Source organism: Mycolicibacterium aubagnense (assembly GCF_010730955.1).
Lineage (GTDB): Bacteria > Actinomycetota > Actinomycetes > Mycobacteriales > Mycobacteriaceae > Mycobacterium > Mycobacterium aubagnense.
This window is the reverse complement of record NZ_AP022577.1, coordinates 3,233,807-3,248,122: the sequence shown is the minus strand read 5'-3', so window position 1 is coordinate 3,248,122 and position 14,316 is coordinate 3,233,807. Positions and strand designations below refer to the sequence as shown.

Here is a 14,316-nt window from a genome sequence, read left to right as displayed (position 1 = left end):
TCGTGCCCAAATCGCTCAGGACGGGGCGGTGGGGGCGTCGGCGATCTTCACCAGCTGGACTTCGGGACGGTCCGGTACCTGATCCGTCAGGAACCACCGAAATGCCAGAATGCCCTGCGGATAGTCCAGTGTGGTCAACGAATTCGGGTGCGCGGTGGTATCGCCGGACAGGACTATCGTCACCGTGCCGTCCGAATTCGGCACAGCGCTGTACCCGTTGACCGAGCTCCGGGCATCACGGACACCCGGGTTGGCCATGAACTGATTCCAGACCACCAGGTTCCAGAACCGGCACGCCGGCGGCCGATGAGTGATGACGAGCGCTTCGTCCTCGGCCAGCACGAAGCTGCCGTACGAATAGCACGCATCGCGCGCCGACCAGCCGAAGTTCGCGTCCGGCACCTGGTAGGGCGCGGCGAATTCGTTGGCCGAGTGGGCGATGGAGTGGCCCAGGGAGCTTTCGTCGGCCCGGGTGCCCACCGGCATCGGCATGATGGCGAACAGGGTTCGGAGCCAGTTGGCGCTGGCCCGAAGCGCCGCGGCGGTATCGACATCGTTGTGCCGCAACGGCTCAGGTGCGTCGAGTGCCTCAATGTGCCAGGTGGCCGCCCGGCCGGTTTCGGGGTCCGCCTGATAATCGCGGGTGAAGAAGACCGCCGCGTCGGGTAATGGGCCGATCTCGAACGAGAAGTTGCCCTTGTCGTCGAAATCCATGTCGTTGTCCCGGATAACTGCCACCACGCGGTTGGACCAGGCGCCGGGGGAGGGTTCGTTGTATGCGGTCAGTGACAGATAGACGCTGTCACCCTTGTTGCCGCTGATCCGGTAACGGCCTTGCGGGTCGACCGGGCACATGTAGTAGTGGGCGTCGGTGTTGTCGCCGCCCCATCGACGGTCATGCCGGAACGGTGAATTGACCACGATGAACTGTGGCCGTCCGGGCTCGGGATACAGGTAGCAGTCGAGTGCCACTCCGAGTCCGGTCGCGAGCATGCGGTAACCGTCGGCGATCTGCCGATCGTCGGTGACCGCGCGGGGGCCCTCCAGGAACGAGTTGTCGAGGTCTCGAAGAGTGTCGAGGAGCTCCCGCCATGCGGCAGCGGATTCGGTCATGCGCCAATGCCTTTCAGAATCAGGGTGGTGTTGCGGTCGATCCAGTCGTCATCGGGGGCGTCGCCGCGGGTGAGTGCGGCGAGCAGCGCGATGCCGGTGATGACCTCGGTGAGGTCAGCGGCGCTGACGTCTGCGCGGAGTTCGTCGCGCGCCGCGGCGGCGTCGAGGCGGGCATGCAGCCCGGGTCCCAAGGCGTCGGCGAACCGATCCAGTAGAGCGCTGTGCAGGGTGGCGTCGGCGGTCATCTCCCCGAGCAGCCCGGGTAGCGCGGCGCGGGCCGCGGGCGTGCTCAGCACTGCGACGGTGCCACGGACCATCGCCCGTACATCGCCCGCGAGCGAACCGGTGTCCGGCAGTTCGGCGGCGATATCCGCGGGGAATGCCGCCTCGTGGACGAGATGCGCCTTGCTGGGCCAGCGCCGGTAGATGGCCGGCTTGCTGGTGCCGGCCTGCTTGGCGATGGCGTCCACCGACAACGCGGCATACCCCACTTCGCCGAGCAGCTCCGCCGTGGCGGTGAGTACCGCATTGTCGATGCGTGAATCGCGAGGGCGTCCAAGTTCTTTCATCATTACGAAACTCATAGTAACATAAGTGGTGTGACTGACACCACAGATGTTGTCCGGCTCGAAGACCTGGCCGAGCCCACCTTCACGGCCGAGGCTCAACAGTTCCGGGACATGATGACGATGATGGCGGCGGACTGCCCGCTCGACGCGGCCGCGCTGCACGCCAAGGCGAGCGCTGACACCGGCCTCGATGACTTCGGCCCTGCCGACTATCGGGAGCGCCTCGATGTGCTGCTCGCCGCGCTGCACGACATCGACGGTTTCAACGGCCCTGGGGTGGTCAACTTCTATGGTCAGCTGCTGCAGCTGCTGAAGAACCGGCTGCTGCTGACCGATTTGTTGAAGCAGCACCCCGAGATTCACGACATCGAACTACTGCCGCCAGTGGCGATCGTCGGGCTGCCACGGACCGGCACCACGCACCTGCACAATCTGCTCGCGGCGGCGGGCACGTTCCGGACGCTGCCATATTGGGAAGCTGTGGAGCCGTTTCCGCTCGCTTCGGAGATCGGTATCGAGCCGGACCCTCGTAGGACTCGGATGGATATCGCGGTCAACGTGATGAACATCGTCATTCCGTATTTCCCGCTGATGCACGAAATGACCACCGACCACGTGCACGAGGAAATTCAGTTGCTGGCCAACGACTTTTCCACGATGTACTTCGAGACTTTGGCGGATATCCCGGCATGGCGTGACTACTACGAGTCGCACGACCAGACGCCCCACTACCGGCACATGGTGACACAGCTCAAGGCCTTGCAGTTCCTGCGCGGTGGCCGGCGCTGGTTGCTCAAGTCGCCGCAGCACCTCGAACAACTCCCGGTGCTCAATGCCGAATTACCCGGTGTGGTCGGCGTTTTCACACACCGCGATCCGGTACCGGTGGTGCTGTCGATGATCGCGATGATCACCTACTCGGCGCGCATGCACCGCAGCCCGGTTCCGGTCGAGCACATCGCGACATACTGGGTGCAGCGGCTGGAGCACATGCTTGCCGGGCTGGTCCGGGACCGCGAGGTCATTGGCCGGGATCGGTCCATCGACATCCGCTTCGACGACTTCATGGCCGACGATCTCGGCACCGCGGAAAGCGTGTTCGCCCTTGCAGAGGAGCAACTTTCGGACACCGAACGCGCGGCGATGGCGGGCTACCTCGCCGGCCACCAGCGTGGCCGGCTGGGCCGCGTCGAGACGTCGTGTGAGATGTTCGGGCTCGACCCAGCTGACCTGAAGGCCCGCTTCGCGCCGTACACGCAGCGGTTCCTCAGCTAGGGCTGTGCCATTGTTACCGGGTCGGCCAAGGGAACCACCAGGTGTGACGCGTGGACGCCCCCTTGCGAAATCCGGTAGACGCCGCCCGCCAGCGCTGCGCGCTGTGGTCGGGTCGGCACCAGATGCGGGAAGTCGTAAGTGGTCAGCGTCAGCCGCATGCGGTGACCCGGGGCGAGTAGCGCCGCGGTGGGGAAGATCTCGATGTCGTAGCGGGTCAATTCACCGCGTACGACGGGCTCTACCGCCGACTTGGTGCTGATGTGGTGCGGCCGCAGCACCGTGCCGTCGGGCAGGCACCAACTGGTGTCGGGGTCGAGCGCCCGGTGTGAACCGAGGAGCGCACCTTGCGTCAGCGGGCGGCTGATGCCATCCGGGGAGAGGTCGTCGAGGTGTGCGACCCAAAGGGTTTCACTGCGGTCGGCAGTGGCGAAGATGGTCAGTCCGACCGGTCCGGCGAGCAGCCGCTCGGTCTCGAAGGCCTCGCTGGTGTACGTCAGAGCTTGGCGCTGTAGGCGGCTGTTGTCCTGGTCGTACCGGACGCTCCGGCCTGTCTGCGAGACCATGAAGCTGCCCATGCCGAGGCTCCACTGCTCCAGGCTGCGCCCGGAAACCGGTCCGCGCGAGAGATATTGCAGCGTTGCTGTCGACTCGTCCGCCGACGGCGTGGCATGGAGGCCACCGCCCAGGCCGAGATAGAGCCGCGTGGGCGTGGCCTCGGGGAACGGATAGGCATTGGTGCGGAACCACTTTGAGCTGCCGATCGCCTGGAAGCGCACGGGCTGACCGGTGACGGCCGCGGTCTTGTCATCTTTGAGCCAGTAGTTGAACCAGCGCAACTGCAGAGCCTGCAGATGCTGCCCGTCGAGATCCGACACGTGGTACCAGGGGCCGGCCATCAGCTGGAACTTGTCGGAGACGGGCTGATCAGCCGTCATGGCAGCGCCGGCGGGACGGTCGGCGAAGGTGTTCTGCAGCGCGGCGTAATTCAGTGGTGCACCCCGCTGGAATGCGTCATGCCACCCGGCCACCAGAAACACTGCGACACCGTTCTCGACGATCTTCGGCACTACGTCCGCCGGGCGCATGGTGTCCCAGAACGCGCCGTCGAACGCGGTGTCGCCGCCGGCCATCGCGTCTTTGATCAGGTTCTTGAAGTAGCTGCGCTGGTCGCGGCCCCGCTGTCGCACCGCGGAAATGCCACCTGCCCTTGGTCTTTCATGTCCGCCGCGATGGGCGTACTCCAACGCCGGGTTGATGACGTTGAGCAGTGAATAGGTGGCGCCGTACGCGCGGACGGTACGCATGTGCGGCACGCCGCCCATGGTGACGACATCGCGATAGAAATCGTTGGCCGCCATCGCCGGGAAGATCGCCTTCAGCGGCGAGCCGGGACCCACTTCAGCTGCCGTCAGGAGTTGGTTGATGGCCAGATAGGAGATCCCGAACATGCCGACGCGGCCATTGGAATTGGGCAGGGACGCAGCCCAATTCACCAGGTCGACGCCGTCCTGAACCTGCTCGGGTCCCAACATCTCGAAGGAACCACCCGATACGCCGGTGCCCCGCACGTCGGCCATCACCTCGAGGTAGCCACGGCGGATCAAATATGGCGTTGCGCCACCGCCGATCTGGGCGGCCGGAGGGGGTGCTTTCTTGCCGTAGGGCGTCATCGACAGCAGCACCGGGAACGGCCCGGTGGCGGCCTCGCCGGTCGCGGGGTCGGTCGGGTAGTGGATATCGACCCGCAGCGAGATGCCGTCACTCATCGGCACCGCGACGTTGTGGTGGACGCCGACGCCGTACTGTGCGGGCGGCGCTTCCCAGGGCGGCAACAGTGGCGATGGGCTGGTCTTCCGCGTGCGCGCGGCGGCCCAACTCGCCATCGCCTTGATCCGTGCGCCCACCCCTGGTGTCTCGACATTCGTCTCCACACCTCGACCGTACGCCGAATCGGAAAGAAGTTATTGCTTCGTAACGGAACCGTGTCAGCACGCGCGGCGGAGTCCCAAGGTTGGGTCCGTAGCATCCGATTGGTGACCAGTAGTCCGTGTGAAAAAGACAACGGCGCCCAGGGCGTCGGCTGCATCTCGCGCCGGCGCATGCTGAGAATGGCTGCGGCAGCGCCGGTTCTGGTCGGCATGCCTGCCATGATGTCGTCGCTCACCGCGCCCGTGGCGAAGGCACAAAATCTTGCCGGTGCCATCGTGTTTCTGGATCCAGGGCACAACGGGGCCAACGACGCGTCGATCACGAAGCAGGTGCCAACCGGACGCGGTGGTACCAAGGACTGCCAGACCACCGGCACCAGCACCAACGCAGGTTTTCCCGAGCACACCTTCACGTGGGACGTGGTGCTGCGCATCCGGCAGGAGCTCATCAACGCCGGGGTGCAGGTCGGCCTCTCCAGAGACAACGACAACGCGGTGGCAGCGTGTGTGGACCAGCGGGCCGCGATGGCGAATGCCCTGCGGCCCAATGCCGTCGTGTCGATCCACGCCGACGGTGGTCCCCCCGGCGGCCACGGTTTCCACGTCAATTACTCGGCGCCGCCACTCAACCAGGTGCAGGCAGGTCCGTCGGTCAAGTTCGCGCAGATCATGCGTGATCAGTTGGTGGCCGGCGGGCTGACGCCGGCGACGTACATCGGTAGCAATGGTCTGTATGGCCGGGCCGATCTGACCGGCCTGAATCTCGCGCAGTACCCGTCGATCCTGGTCGAGTGCGGCAACATGAAGAACGCGCAGGATGCGGCGATGCTGAGCTCTGAGCAAGGCCAGCAGGCCATCGCCAACGCGGTGGCCCGAGGCATCGCCGCGTTCATCCAGGCTGGCTAGCCGATGCCCCCGCTGGTCCCCATGCGGTCGAGTTGTCGGTCCGCCGCCGGGTTGGCGGGGGTGTAGACAACGATGTTCAGATCCGGCAGGTCAGCCGGTGTCAGTCGGTGGTACTCCAGTTCGATCTCTCCGATCACCCGGTGGTCGAACCGGCGGATGCGGGTCTGAAAACCTTCGATGGTGTGGTCGTTCCAGACGCGGTCGAACTCCCGACTTTCCGTGCGCAGCCGGTCCAGTAGCCTGCTGACTTCGGGCTCCTCGAGTCGGGCGCCGTTTTGCATGCGGTACTCGGACACGAAGCGCCGGCTCTCCACTTCCCAGTCGGGCATGAGCTGTCGGATCGATGGATCGGTGAACACCAGCCACAGCAGGTTGCGATCCGCGCGGGCGACGGTCCGCACCTCGGGGTAGAGCTGCGCGTAGGCGCGATTCCATGCGGTGATCTCCCAATCGAAATCGATCGCGAAGGCCGGAGACGTGCCGAACGCCTCCAGAAGCCGCAGCAGATGGTCCGGCGGCTCGCCGGAATCCGGCATGAGCTGGGCGCCTCCCGGGGAAAACCCCGCGAGTGACAGCAGATACGAATGATCGGCGAGTGACAGCGCAAGCGTCTGCCCGATGGCGTCGAGAACTTGCCGGGATGGGTTGATATCGCGGCCCTGTTCCAGCCACGTGTACCAGGTGACGCTGATGGACGACAGGAACGCCACTTCCTCGCGGCGTAAGCCGTGGCGGCGGCCTCGGACCGCGGGAAGGCCGTGTTCCGACCGGTCGAGCGACTCCCGGCGCATTCGCAGAAATCCGCCCAGTTCTGTGCGAGCGGCCTGGTTGGGCATCGCTTGATTTTAGGGCTGGTAGTGGCAGTACTAGTGTCAGCACCGTCTTCGCCTACCGCACGGCTGCCACGACGATGTGGTCATGCCCGAATTGCGATCCAGGACAATCACTCACGGTCGGAACATGGCGGGCGCGCGAGCATTGCTGCGCGCGGCCGGTGTGTCTGCTTCAGACTTCGGTAAGCCCATCGTCGCGGTCGCCAACAGTTTCACCGAATTCGTGCCCGGCCACACACACCTTCAGCCTGTGGGCAGGATCGTGTCCGAGGCCGTGCAGGCGGCCGGCGGGATAGCGCGGGAATTCAACACGATCGCCGTCGACGACGGCATCGCGATGGGACACGGCGGCATGCTGTATTCACTGCCTTCTCGTGATCTCATCGCCGATTCGATCGAGTACATGGTCAATGCGCACCGGGCCGATGCGCTGGTCTGTATCTCCAACTGCGACAAGATCACTCCCGGCATGCTGATGGCCGCGTTGCGCCTGAACATCCCCACCGTGTTCGTGTCCGGCGGCCCCATGGAGGGCGGTACTGCCACGCTCGTCGACGGCACGGTGCGCGCCCGCCTCCATCTGATCTCGGCCGTGGCGGGCGCGGTTGCTCCCGAGATCTCCGACGCCGACCTCGAGCGCGTCGAGGCCGCGGCGTGCCCGACCTGTGGGTCGTGCTCCGGCATGTTCACCGCGAACTCGATGAACTGTCTGACGGAGGCGCTGGGTCTGGCTCTGCCGGGCAACGGCACGACGCTGGCGACCCACACGGCGCGTCGCAGGTTGTACGAGGACGCCGGCACGGCGGTGATGGAATTGGCGCGCCGTTTCTACGACGATGACGATGTTCGTGCGCTGCCGCGCAACATTGCCTCTGCCGCAGCGTTTTCCAACGCGATGGTGGTTGACATCGCCATGGGCGGGTCGACCAACACCATCCTGCATCTGCTTGCCGCAGCTCACGAGGCTGAGGTGGATTTCGATCTGGCCGACATCGAAGCGCTCTCGACCCGAATTCCGTGCATCTGCAAGGTGGCCCCCAACGGCAAGTATCTGATGGAGGATGTGCATCGGGCCGGCGGGATCCCCGCTGTGATGGGAGAGCTGCTGCGCGCGGGGCTGCTGGACACCGATGTGCATGCGATCCACGCCGATTCGCTCATCTCGTGGCTCGACACGTGGGACACGAGATCTCCCGGGGTCTCGGACACGGCGGTGGACCTGTTCCACGCCGCGCCGGGCGGGGTGCGGTCCAGTTCTGCCTTCTCCCAGTCCTGCCGCTGGGAAAGCCTCGACCTTGATGCAGAGTCAGGCTGTATTCGCGATGTCGCGCATGCGTATTCGGCGGATGGCGGGCTGGCCATCCTGCGGGGAAATCTCGCCGAGGATGGGTGCGTGGTCAAGACGGCCGGCGTCGACGACTCGATCCTGCGGTTCAGCGGGCCCGCCGTGGTCGTCGAGTCTCAGGAGGAGGCGCAGGACGTCATCCTGAGCGGCCGGGTGCAGCCCGGTGACGTTGTGGTGGTGCGCTACGAGGGTCCGCGCGGCGGGCCGGGGATGCAGGAAATGCTGTATCCCACCTCGTATCTCAAGGGTGTCGGGCTTGCGAAAGTGTGCGCTCTGATCACCGATGGGCGGTTCTCCGGCGGATCCTCGGGGTTGTCGATCGGCCACATCTCACCGGAGGCGGCGGCCGGTGGTGTCATCGCCCTGGTGCGGGATGGCGACCTCGTCGACATCGACATCCCGGCCCGCCGTATCGAATTACGGGTCGAGGCAAGCGAACTGGATGGACGCCGACGCCGGCTCGAGCAGGCTGGCGGATACTGGCCGCAGCACCGGGACCGCGAGGTGTCGCCGGCGCTGCGGGCCTATGCCGCAATGGCCCTCTCGGCCGACACGGGAGCGGTGCGCGACGTGTCGGGGATCGAGGCCGCGAGCCGAGCCGCCGGGGCGCAGGCGCGACTCGCCGCGGCTGGTGCCGCTACAACGCATCGTTGACGGCTTTGGTCTGGGTGTAGCAGGTGGCAATGCGCACCGCACGTCCTGCGCTGCCACGGTTCAACTCGGCAGGTTGCCGTAGGTCTTGTCGATGTCGAAGTGGTAGATCAGGCAGCCCTCGGCGGCCATGGTCGCCATGAAGTCGTGGTCGTCCAATTCGACTTCCGTGTGGTTGTCGCTGTGCCAGGCCAGTGGACCAGTGGGGCGTTGTTGGAGCAACCGCATGAATTCGAGGATGAGGCGGGGCGTATCGGGTGTATCGACGACGTCGGCGGTGGCTTCCACCGCCAGCCACGTGGGTCCGGGGCCGTCGTAGAACAAGGTGGTCCGCGGGTCGCGGAGGAGCCGGCGGGTGCGGACCTTGTGGCGGTGTCCGACGCTGAGTAGCCGGTCGTCGAGCACGGTGGGTTCCATCTTGGCGGCCTTGGGGCGGCCGTCGGCTCCGACGGTGAGCATCGCCGCGACCTGATGACGCAACAAGAATTCGTACTCGTGGGCGGGTAGCTGAGAAGGCCTCATCAGCGGGAGTCTCCTAAGGACGGCTGTCGTCGATCATGCACGATCCGGTAGGCTAAAACTTCAAGTGCAGTTGAAGTCAATCGGAGGGGATGACGTTGTCGCACAACCCCACTGAACTTCTCACTGTGGGTGAGGTCGCCCGCCGGGCCGGTATGGCAACCAGTGCGGTGCGGTTCTATGAGCAGCAGGGGCTGATCACCTCGACTCGCACCGCAGGCAATCAGCGTCGCTACCCACGCCACGTCCTGCGGCGCATCAGCATCATTCAGGCCGCGCAGCGCTTCGGCGTCACTTTGGCCGAAGTGGCGACCGTCTTGGCCGGCCTGCCTGAGGACCGCATGCCAAGCAAGGCCGACTGGACCCGCATCTCGCGTCGCTGGCATGCTCGACTCGAAGCCCGGCGCCGCGAAATCGAGCATCTCGAATCGGAACTGACTGGATGCATCGGATGTGGCTGTCTATCCCTGGCCACCTGCCGCATCGTCAATCCCAGCGACGCCCTCTCACAGCACGGCCCCGGCCCCCGGCGACTCATCACCCCGAGCGGCTGACTCCCGTCTCGACCACCCGCTGTCCCGCACCAGCTACAGCTCGGCCAGCGCGATGCCCGTGACACCCGGACCCAGTTGCGTCAGCTCGCGGTCGGTTCCGTCGGCGAGATTCACCACGCGGATGCCGCCGGAGCGCAACTCGCTGACGTAGTACGTCGTGTAGTCGGGCGTGGCCAGGCCGATCGCCTCCTGATACCCCCGGGACAGGATTGTGTACGCCCCGACGGCAGGCTGGACCTGACCGCGATTGAGCGTGTTGCCGTCAGGCTCGGCGCCGCGGTCCGTCCAGACCAGGTTCCCTGAATTGTCCAGATCGAGGTCGATGGGCTCGGGCAGGTCCCGCCAGAGCAGATGGATGTCGTCGCGGTCAGCGGCCGTCTGCCCCGCTGGAATTTCGATGCCGCACCGGAAGATTCGTCCCTGCCCGGCGTCGGGCGCGCCCTTCTGCGTCCAATAGATCAGCTTGTTGACATGGTCGACAGCGATGCCGACGCAGTGATTGCGCGCGTCCTGCGCATCGGTGCCCGCCACCACCAGCGTCTCCAAACCGGAACCGTCCAGCCGGCAGCGCAGCACCTGCATGCCTTCGCGGTCGCACCAATAGAGCAGCCCGGCCTCGAAGTCGGCGGTCAGCTGCTTGCCGGTGGTGAACGCACCCCGCGTGACGATGGTCTGCCGGTCCGATCCGTCCAGGTTCACCCGCTCGATCGACCCGTTGCGGGTGAAGAACGTCGAGAAGGCACCCCGCCCGGATTCGGGGTCGGGCGTCCCCATATTGGTCCAGTAGATGTGGCCCCGAGCGTGGTCGACGACGATTCCGTCGGGTGTCTCGTCGACGTCGGTGACCACTGTTCGCACGCGGCAGCCGTCGAGCGACACGGCCTGGATCTCGCGTTTGGCGATGTGCAGCACCAGCAGTTCGGTCACGACGCTCTCCGGTTCGGACGGCTCGTCGCAGACGCTACTGAAATGTTTGACCGGCGGCTAGCGTTGCACCGACCCGTGAAATCATTGGAGGCTGAGCGTGCACATTGATCTGACCGGCAAGACCGCCTTGGTCACGGGGTCCACTCAGGGCATCGGGCTTGCGATCGCCGAGGGGCTGGGGGCCAGCGGAGCGCGCGTGGCCGTGAACGGACGCCGTGACGAGCGCGTGCAGGCGGCCGTCGCCGAGCTCGCCGGCAAGGGAATCACCGACGTCATCGGCGTCGCCGCGGACGTCACCACCGCCGAAGGCGTCGCGCAACTCACACAACAGCTTCCGGATGTCGACATCCTCGTGAACAACCTCGGCATCTTCGGATCGGTCCCCGCCCAGGAGATCACCGACGAGCAGTGGCGTACGTACTTCGAGGTGAACGTGCTGTCGGCAGTCCGGCTCATTCGTACTTATCTGCCGGGGATGACGGAACGTGGCTGGGGCCGCATGATCCAGATCGCCAGTGACTCCGCAATCGTCATCCCGGAAGAAATGATCCACTACGGGACGTCGAAGACCGCGCTGCTGGCGGTGACCCGTGGCTTCGCCAAGGACGCTGCCGGCACCGGGGTCACGGTGAACTCGGTGATCGCCGGACCGACGCACACCGGTGGCGTCGAGGACTTCGTCTATCAGTTGGTCGACAAGGACCTGCCGTGGGACGAGGCGCAGCGTGAGTTCATCATCAAATACCGCCCGCAATCGTTGCTGCGCAGGCTGATTGAGCCCGAGGAGATCGCCAACATGGTGGTCTACCTCAGTTCGCAACAGTCCTCGGCAACCACCGGCGCGGCGGTGCGCGCCGACGGGGGCTACGTCGACTCGATCCTGCCCTGATTTTGCGTAAGCGCATCGTCATCGCCGGGCTGGGGGACAGCGGCATCCTCGCCGCGGTCCGCCTGGCGCCGCACGCGGACGTGGTCGGCATCTCTGTCAAGGACGGGCTGGTCAGTGGGCAGGAACTCGGCATGCGGGTTTCCCGGCCGGACGCCTGGGCGCGCGACTACTTCATCGGTTTCCGACGGTTCCGTGGGCTGGATGGGGTGCGAATCATGCACGGGGCCTTGGCCGGTGCCGATCTGGACGCCCGCACGGTGACGGTGATCGCAGCCGACGGAACCGAGACCACCGAACCGTTCGATGTGCTGGTGATCTCGACGGGAACGACCAACGGATTCTGGCGCCGGCCGACGCTGCAGACGGCAGACGACGTCGCTGCGGATCTGAAGAACACCCACGAGCGGCTGGCCGGTGCGCAGCGCATCGCCGTGGTGGGCGGCGGCGCCACGGCGGTGAGCAGCGCAGGTAACTTGGCGCGCACCTGGCCCGACAAGGTGATCGACCTGTATTTCCCTGGTGCCCAGATACTTCCGGGATACCACGTCGGGACCCAGGTGCGCGTCGCTCAGCGGCTCGCGGAGTTGGGCGTCCGGCAGCACCTCGGCCACCGCGCGATCCTGCCTCCGGACCGTGACGAAATCACCACCGGACCAATCGAATTCAGCACGGGTCAACCGGACGCTGACGTCGATGCGGTGCTGTGGGCGGTCGGGCGGGTGCAGCCGAACACCGGATGGCTACCGGCCGAGATACTCGACGACGATGGCTTTGTCCGGGTCACGCCGGAACTGACGGTGCCCGGGTATCCGGCCGTCTTCGCGGTCGGCGACGTGGCGGCCACCGATCCGCAGCGGACGTCGGCACGTAATGGTGGTGGCGCGCTCGTCGCCCGAAACATACTGGCACAGATGAATTCTCGAAAGCTGCGGCGCTACCGGCCGCCGACCGTGCGCTGGGGATCAGTGCTCGGCCCACAGCCAGACGGGCTGGAGGTCTTCACCCCGTGGGGACAGGCGGTGCGCTTCCCGGCGTGGACGGTCGACCGGGTGCTGCAGCGCTTCGTGGTGCGCCGGCAGCTGTATCGGGGCGTGCGCGATTGACGACCGTTGACCCTGCGTGGCGGTGCGGCCTACTCGACCTTTCTCGCCGTAGATGCAGAGTCAAAGCTGCGCGCGCAGCTGCCGCCGTTGACTCTGCAACCAGGGCACCCGCTACTCGCGCTTTTGTGCCCTCAATTCAGGATCAACCCTCAACGAAACTCACCAGGTATCGACAAAGCCCCGGCGCGGAGGCAGTCCCGCGGGCTCTGCGGTAGCCAGCGTCGCGGCGATCAGGGCCCGAGTCTCGGCCGGGTCGATGACGTCGTCGATCTCGAACATCGAGGCAGCGTTGAGCGCCGCGGCATTGGCCTGCGCGGCCGCGGTGGCGTCCCGCACCGCCTGCTCGCGGGCATCGTCGTCGGCGATGGCTTCGAGCTCCTTGCGCAGCCCGAGCCGGACCGCGCCTTCGAGTCCCATCGGGCCGAGATGTGCCCCCGGCCACGCCACCGTCAGCAGCGGCTCGTGCAGGCTGCCTCCGCACATCGCCTGTGCGCCAAGGCCGTAACCGCGACGCAGGATCACCGCGATGAGCGGGACGCGCAGTGCCGCACCGGCGACCAACAGCCGCGACCCGCGGCGCACCAGTGCTTCGGCCTCCGCCGCAGGCCCCACCATGAAGCCGGGGCAGTCGACCAGAGAGACCACCGGAATTCCGAAGGCATCGCAGAGTTGTAGGAAGCGCGCCGCCTTGTCGGACGCCGCAGCGGTGATGGCGCCGGCCATGACCATGGTGTTGTTGGCCAGAATCCCGACCGGCCGGCCCTCGATGCGGGCCAGCGCAGTCACCAATTCGGGCGCGAACTTCTGCCGCAGGAAGATGACGGAGCCTTCGTCGGCGAGCGTCTCGATGATCGGTGCCACGTGGTACGCGCGCCGGGCGCGCTCGGGAACGATTGTGCGCAAGGCGGTTTGGTCTGGTGCGGTGCCGGGTGTGGTGGGCCCGCGGAAATAGCCGAGCAGTTGTCGGGTAACTGAGACTGCCGCAGCCTCGTCCGCTACCACCACGTCGACCACGCCGTTGGGTGCCTGCACCGAAATCGGCCCGACGGCGTCGGGTGCAATGTCGCCGAGCCCGCCGCCGGCGATCATCGCCGGGCCACCCATGCCGATCGAGGTGTCCTCGGTCGCGACGATCAGATCCGAACAGCCCGCGATCACCGCGTTGCCCGCGAAACAGCGGCCCTTCACGACGGCGATTCGCGGCACCACGCCGGACAAGCCGGCCCACAGCGCAAACGCGCGGACGTCCAGTGACGACACCGTCGGATGGTCGGTGTCGCCGGGGCGTCCACCGCCGCCTTCCGCGAAGAACACGGTGGGCAACTTCATCCGTTCGATCAGCTCGAACAGCCGGTCCTTCTTGAGATGGCCGAGGGCACCCTGCGTGCCGGCCAGCACCGTGTAGTCGTAGGACAACACCGCGCACGGCCGGCCGTCGACGTGGGCGGTGCCGGCCACGAGGCCGTCGGCCGGGGTGCGGGCGATCAGGTCGTCGAGCTCCCGGCGTGCCCGCTGTGCGGCGATCGCGAAGCGCCCATATTCGACGAAGCTGCCGGCGTCGACCAGGTCGAGGATGTTCTCCCGAGCCGTCCGTCCGCCGGCGTCATGCCGCCGCTGTACGGCGTCCGGCCGGGCACTGTCCTCGGTCAGCGCGCGGCGGCGCAGGAGCTCGGTGTGGTCGTCGCGCAACGGTTCGTCGGGCAT

13 protein-coding genes are annotated in these 14,316 nt (G+C 66.3%); 6 read left to right on the top strand and 7 right to left on the bottom strand.

Annotated features, from left to right (window positions below; translation table 11 throughout):
- Positions 1-15: 15 nt before the first annotated feature.
- Both G6N59_RS15840 and G6N59_RS15835 read right to left on the bottom strand, forming a co-directional pair.
- Positions 16-1,113, bottom strand: coding sequence for a DUF1214 domain-containing protein (locus G6N59_RS15840; RefSeq protein WP_138233180.1), 1,098 nt, complete (start codon positions 1,111-1,113; stop codon positions 16-18).
- A complete protein-coding gene (locus G6N59_RS15835; protein WP_138233179.1) occupies positions 1,110-1,685 on the bottom strand; it encodes a TetR/AcrR family transcriptional regulator in 576 nt (191 codons plus the stop codon). The genes G6N59_RS15840 and G6N59_RS15835 overlap by 4 nt, the downstream gene beginning before the upstream one ends.
- 108 nt (positions 1,686-1,793) lie before the next feature.
- Between G6N59_RS15835 and G6N59_RS15830 the strand changes: the two genes are divergently transcribed.
- Complete coding sequence (locus G6N59_RS15830) at positions 1,794-2,957, top strand: sulfotransferase family protein (RefSeq protein WP_234884464.1); 1,164 nt, start codon at positions 1,794-1,796, stop codon at positions 2,955-2,957.
- Here G6N59_RS15830 and G6N59_RS15825 read toward each other — a convergent pair.
- Positions 2,954-4,723: a CocE/NonD family hydrolase gene (locus G6N59_RS15825; protein WP_138233324.1), complete on the bottom strand. Its 1,770-nt coding sequence runs from the start codon at positions 4,721-4,723 to the stop codon at positions 2,954-2,956. The genes G6N59_RS15830 and G6N59_RS15825 overlap by 4 nt on opposite strands.
- 333 nt (positions 4,724-5,056) lie before the next feature.
- Here G6N59_RS15825 and G6N59_RS15820 point away from each other — a divergent pair, with 333 nt between their 5' ends.
- Positions 5,057-5,791, top strand: a complete 735-nt coding sequence (locus tag G6N59_RS15820; protein WP_407665892.1) for an Rv3717 family N-acetylmuramoyl-L-alanine amidase — start codon at positions 5,057-5,059, stop codon at positions 5,789-5,791.
- On the opposite strand, the gene G6N59_RS15815 is transcribed toward G6N59_RS15820, so the two are convergent.
- Positions 5,788-6,627, bottom strand: a complete 840-nt coding sequence (locus G6N59_RS15815; RefSeq protein WP_138233177.1) for a helix-turn-helix transcriptional regulator — start codon at positions 6,625-6,627, stop codon at positions 5,788-5,790. The two genes, G6N59_RS15820 and G6N59_RS15815, sit on opposite strands and share 4 nt — an antisense overlap.
- 82 nt (positions 6,628-6,709) lie before the next feature.
- Between G6N59_RS15815 and ilvD the strand changes: the two genes are divergently transcribed.
- On the top strand, positions 6,710-8,623 hold the full coding sequence (gene ilvD / locus G6N59_RS15810; RefSeq protein WP_138233176.1) for a dihydroxy-acid dehydratase: 1,914 nt from the start codon (positions 6,710-6,712) through the stop codon (positions 8,621-8,623).
- A 60-nt stretch (positions 8,624-8,683) separates the two neighbouring features.
- Here the strand turns inward: ilvD and G6N59_RS15805 are convergent, their stop codons facing one another.
- Entirely contained in the window at positions 8,684-9,142 is a 459-nt protein-coding gene (locus G6N59_RS15805) for a pyridoxamine 5'-phosphate oxidase family protein (protein WP_138233175.1), read from the bottom strand.
- A 95-nt stretch (positions 9,143-9,237) separates the two neighbouring features.
- Here G6N59_RS15805 and soxR point away from each other — a divergent pair, with 95 nt between their 5' ends.
- Positions 9,238-9,693, top strand: coding sequence for a redox-sensitive transcriptional activator SoxR (gene soxR / locus G6N59_RS15800; protein ID WP_138233322.1), 456 nt, complete (start codon positions 9,238-9,240; stop codon positions 9,691-9,693).
- 33 nt (positions 9,694-9,726) lie between these two features.
- On the opposite strand, the gene G6N59_RS15795 is transcribed toward soxR, so the two are convergent.
- On the bottom strand, positions 9,727-10,620 hold the full coding sequence (locus tag G6N59_RS15795) for a hypothetical protein (RefSeq protein WP_138233174.1): 894 nt from the start codon (positions 10,618-10,620) through the stop codon (positions 9,727-9,729).
- Between the two features lie 97 nt (positions 10,621-10,717).
- Between G6N59_RS15795 and G6N59_RS15790 the strand changes: the two genes are divergently transcribed.
- Positions 10,718-11,509 (top strand): SDR family NAD(P)-dependent oxidoreductase, encoded by a 792-nt coding sequence (locus G6N59_RS15790; protein ID WP_138233173.1) that lies wholly within the window; start codon positions 10,718-10,720, stop codon positions 11,507-11,509.
- Complete coding sequence (locus G6N59_RS15785) at positions 11,509-12,612, top strand: FAD-dependent oxidoreductase (RefSeq protein ID WP_179970367.1); 1,104 nt, start codon at positions 11,509-11,511, stop codon at positions 12,610-12,612. The genes G6N59_RS15790 and G6N59_RS15785 overlap by 1 nt, the downstream gene beginning before the upstream one ends.
- Positions 12,613-12,771: 159 nt before the next feature.
- Here G6N59_RS15785 and G6N59_RS15780 read toward each other — a convergent pair whose 3' ends face one another.
- Positions 12,772-14,316 carry an acyl-CoA carboxylase subunit beta gene (locus G6N59_RS15780; RefSeq protein ID WP_138233171.1) on the bottom strand — a complete coding sequence of 515 codons (1,545 nt, stop codon included), beginning with the start codon at positions 14,314-14,316 and terminating at the stop codon, positions 12,772-12,774.

Excerpts from the sequence above, each read along its gene's own strand:
- G6N59_RS15840 (WP_138233180.1), bottom strand. The coding sequence starts at position 1,113 with ATGACCGAATCCGCTGCCGCATGGCGGGAGCTCCTCGACACTCTTCGA.
- G6N59_RS15835 (WP_138233179.1), bottom strand. The coding sequence starts at position 1,685 with ATGATGAAAGAACTTGGACGCCCTCGCGATTCACGCATCGACAATGCG.
- G6N59_RS15830 (WP_234884464.1), top strand. The coding sequence starts at position 1,794 with ATGATGACGATGATGGCGGCGGACTGCCCGCTCGACGCGGCCGCGCTG.
- G6N59_RS15825 (WP_138233324.1), bottom strand. The coding sequence starts at position 4,723 with ATGAGTGACGGCATCTCGCTGCGGGTCGATATCCACTACCCGACCGAC.
- G6N59_RS15820 (WP_407665892.1), top strand. The coding sequence starts at position 5,057 with ATGCTGAGAATGGCTGCGGCAGCGCCGGTTCTGGTCGGCATGCCTGCC.
- G6N59_RS15815 (WP_138233177.1), bottom strand. The coding sequence starts at position 6,627 with ATGCCCAACCAGGCCGCTCGCACAGAACTGGGCGGATTTCTGCGAATG.
- ilvD (WP_138233176.1), top strand. The coding sequence starts at position 6,710 with ATGCCCGAATTGCGATCCAGGACAATCACTCACGGTCGGAACATGGCG.
- G6N59_RS15805 (WP_138233175.1), bottom strand. The coding sequence starts at position 9,142 with ATGAGGCCTTCTCAGCTACCCGCCCACGAGTACGAATTCTTGTTGCGT.
- G6N59_RS15780 (WP_138233171.1), bottom strand. The coding sequence starts at position 14,316 with ATGCCCGACGAACCGTTGCGCGACGACCACACCGAGCTCCTGCGCCGC.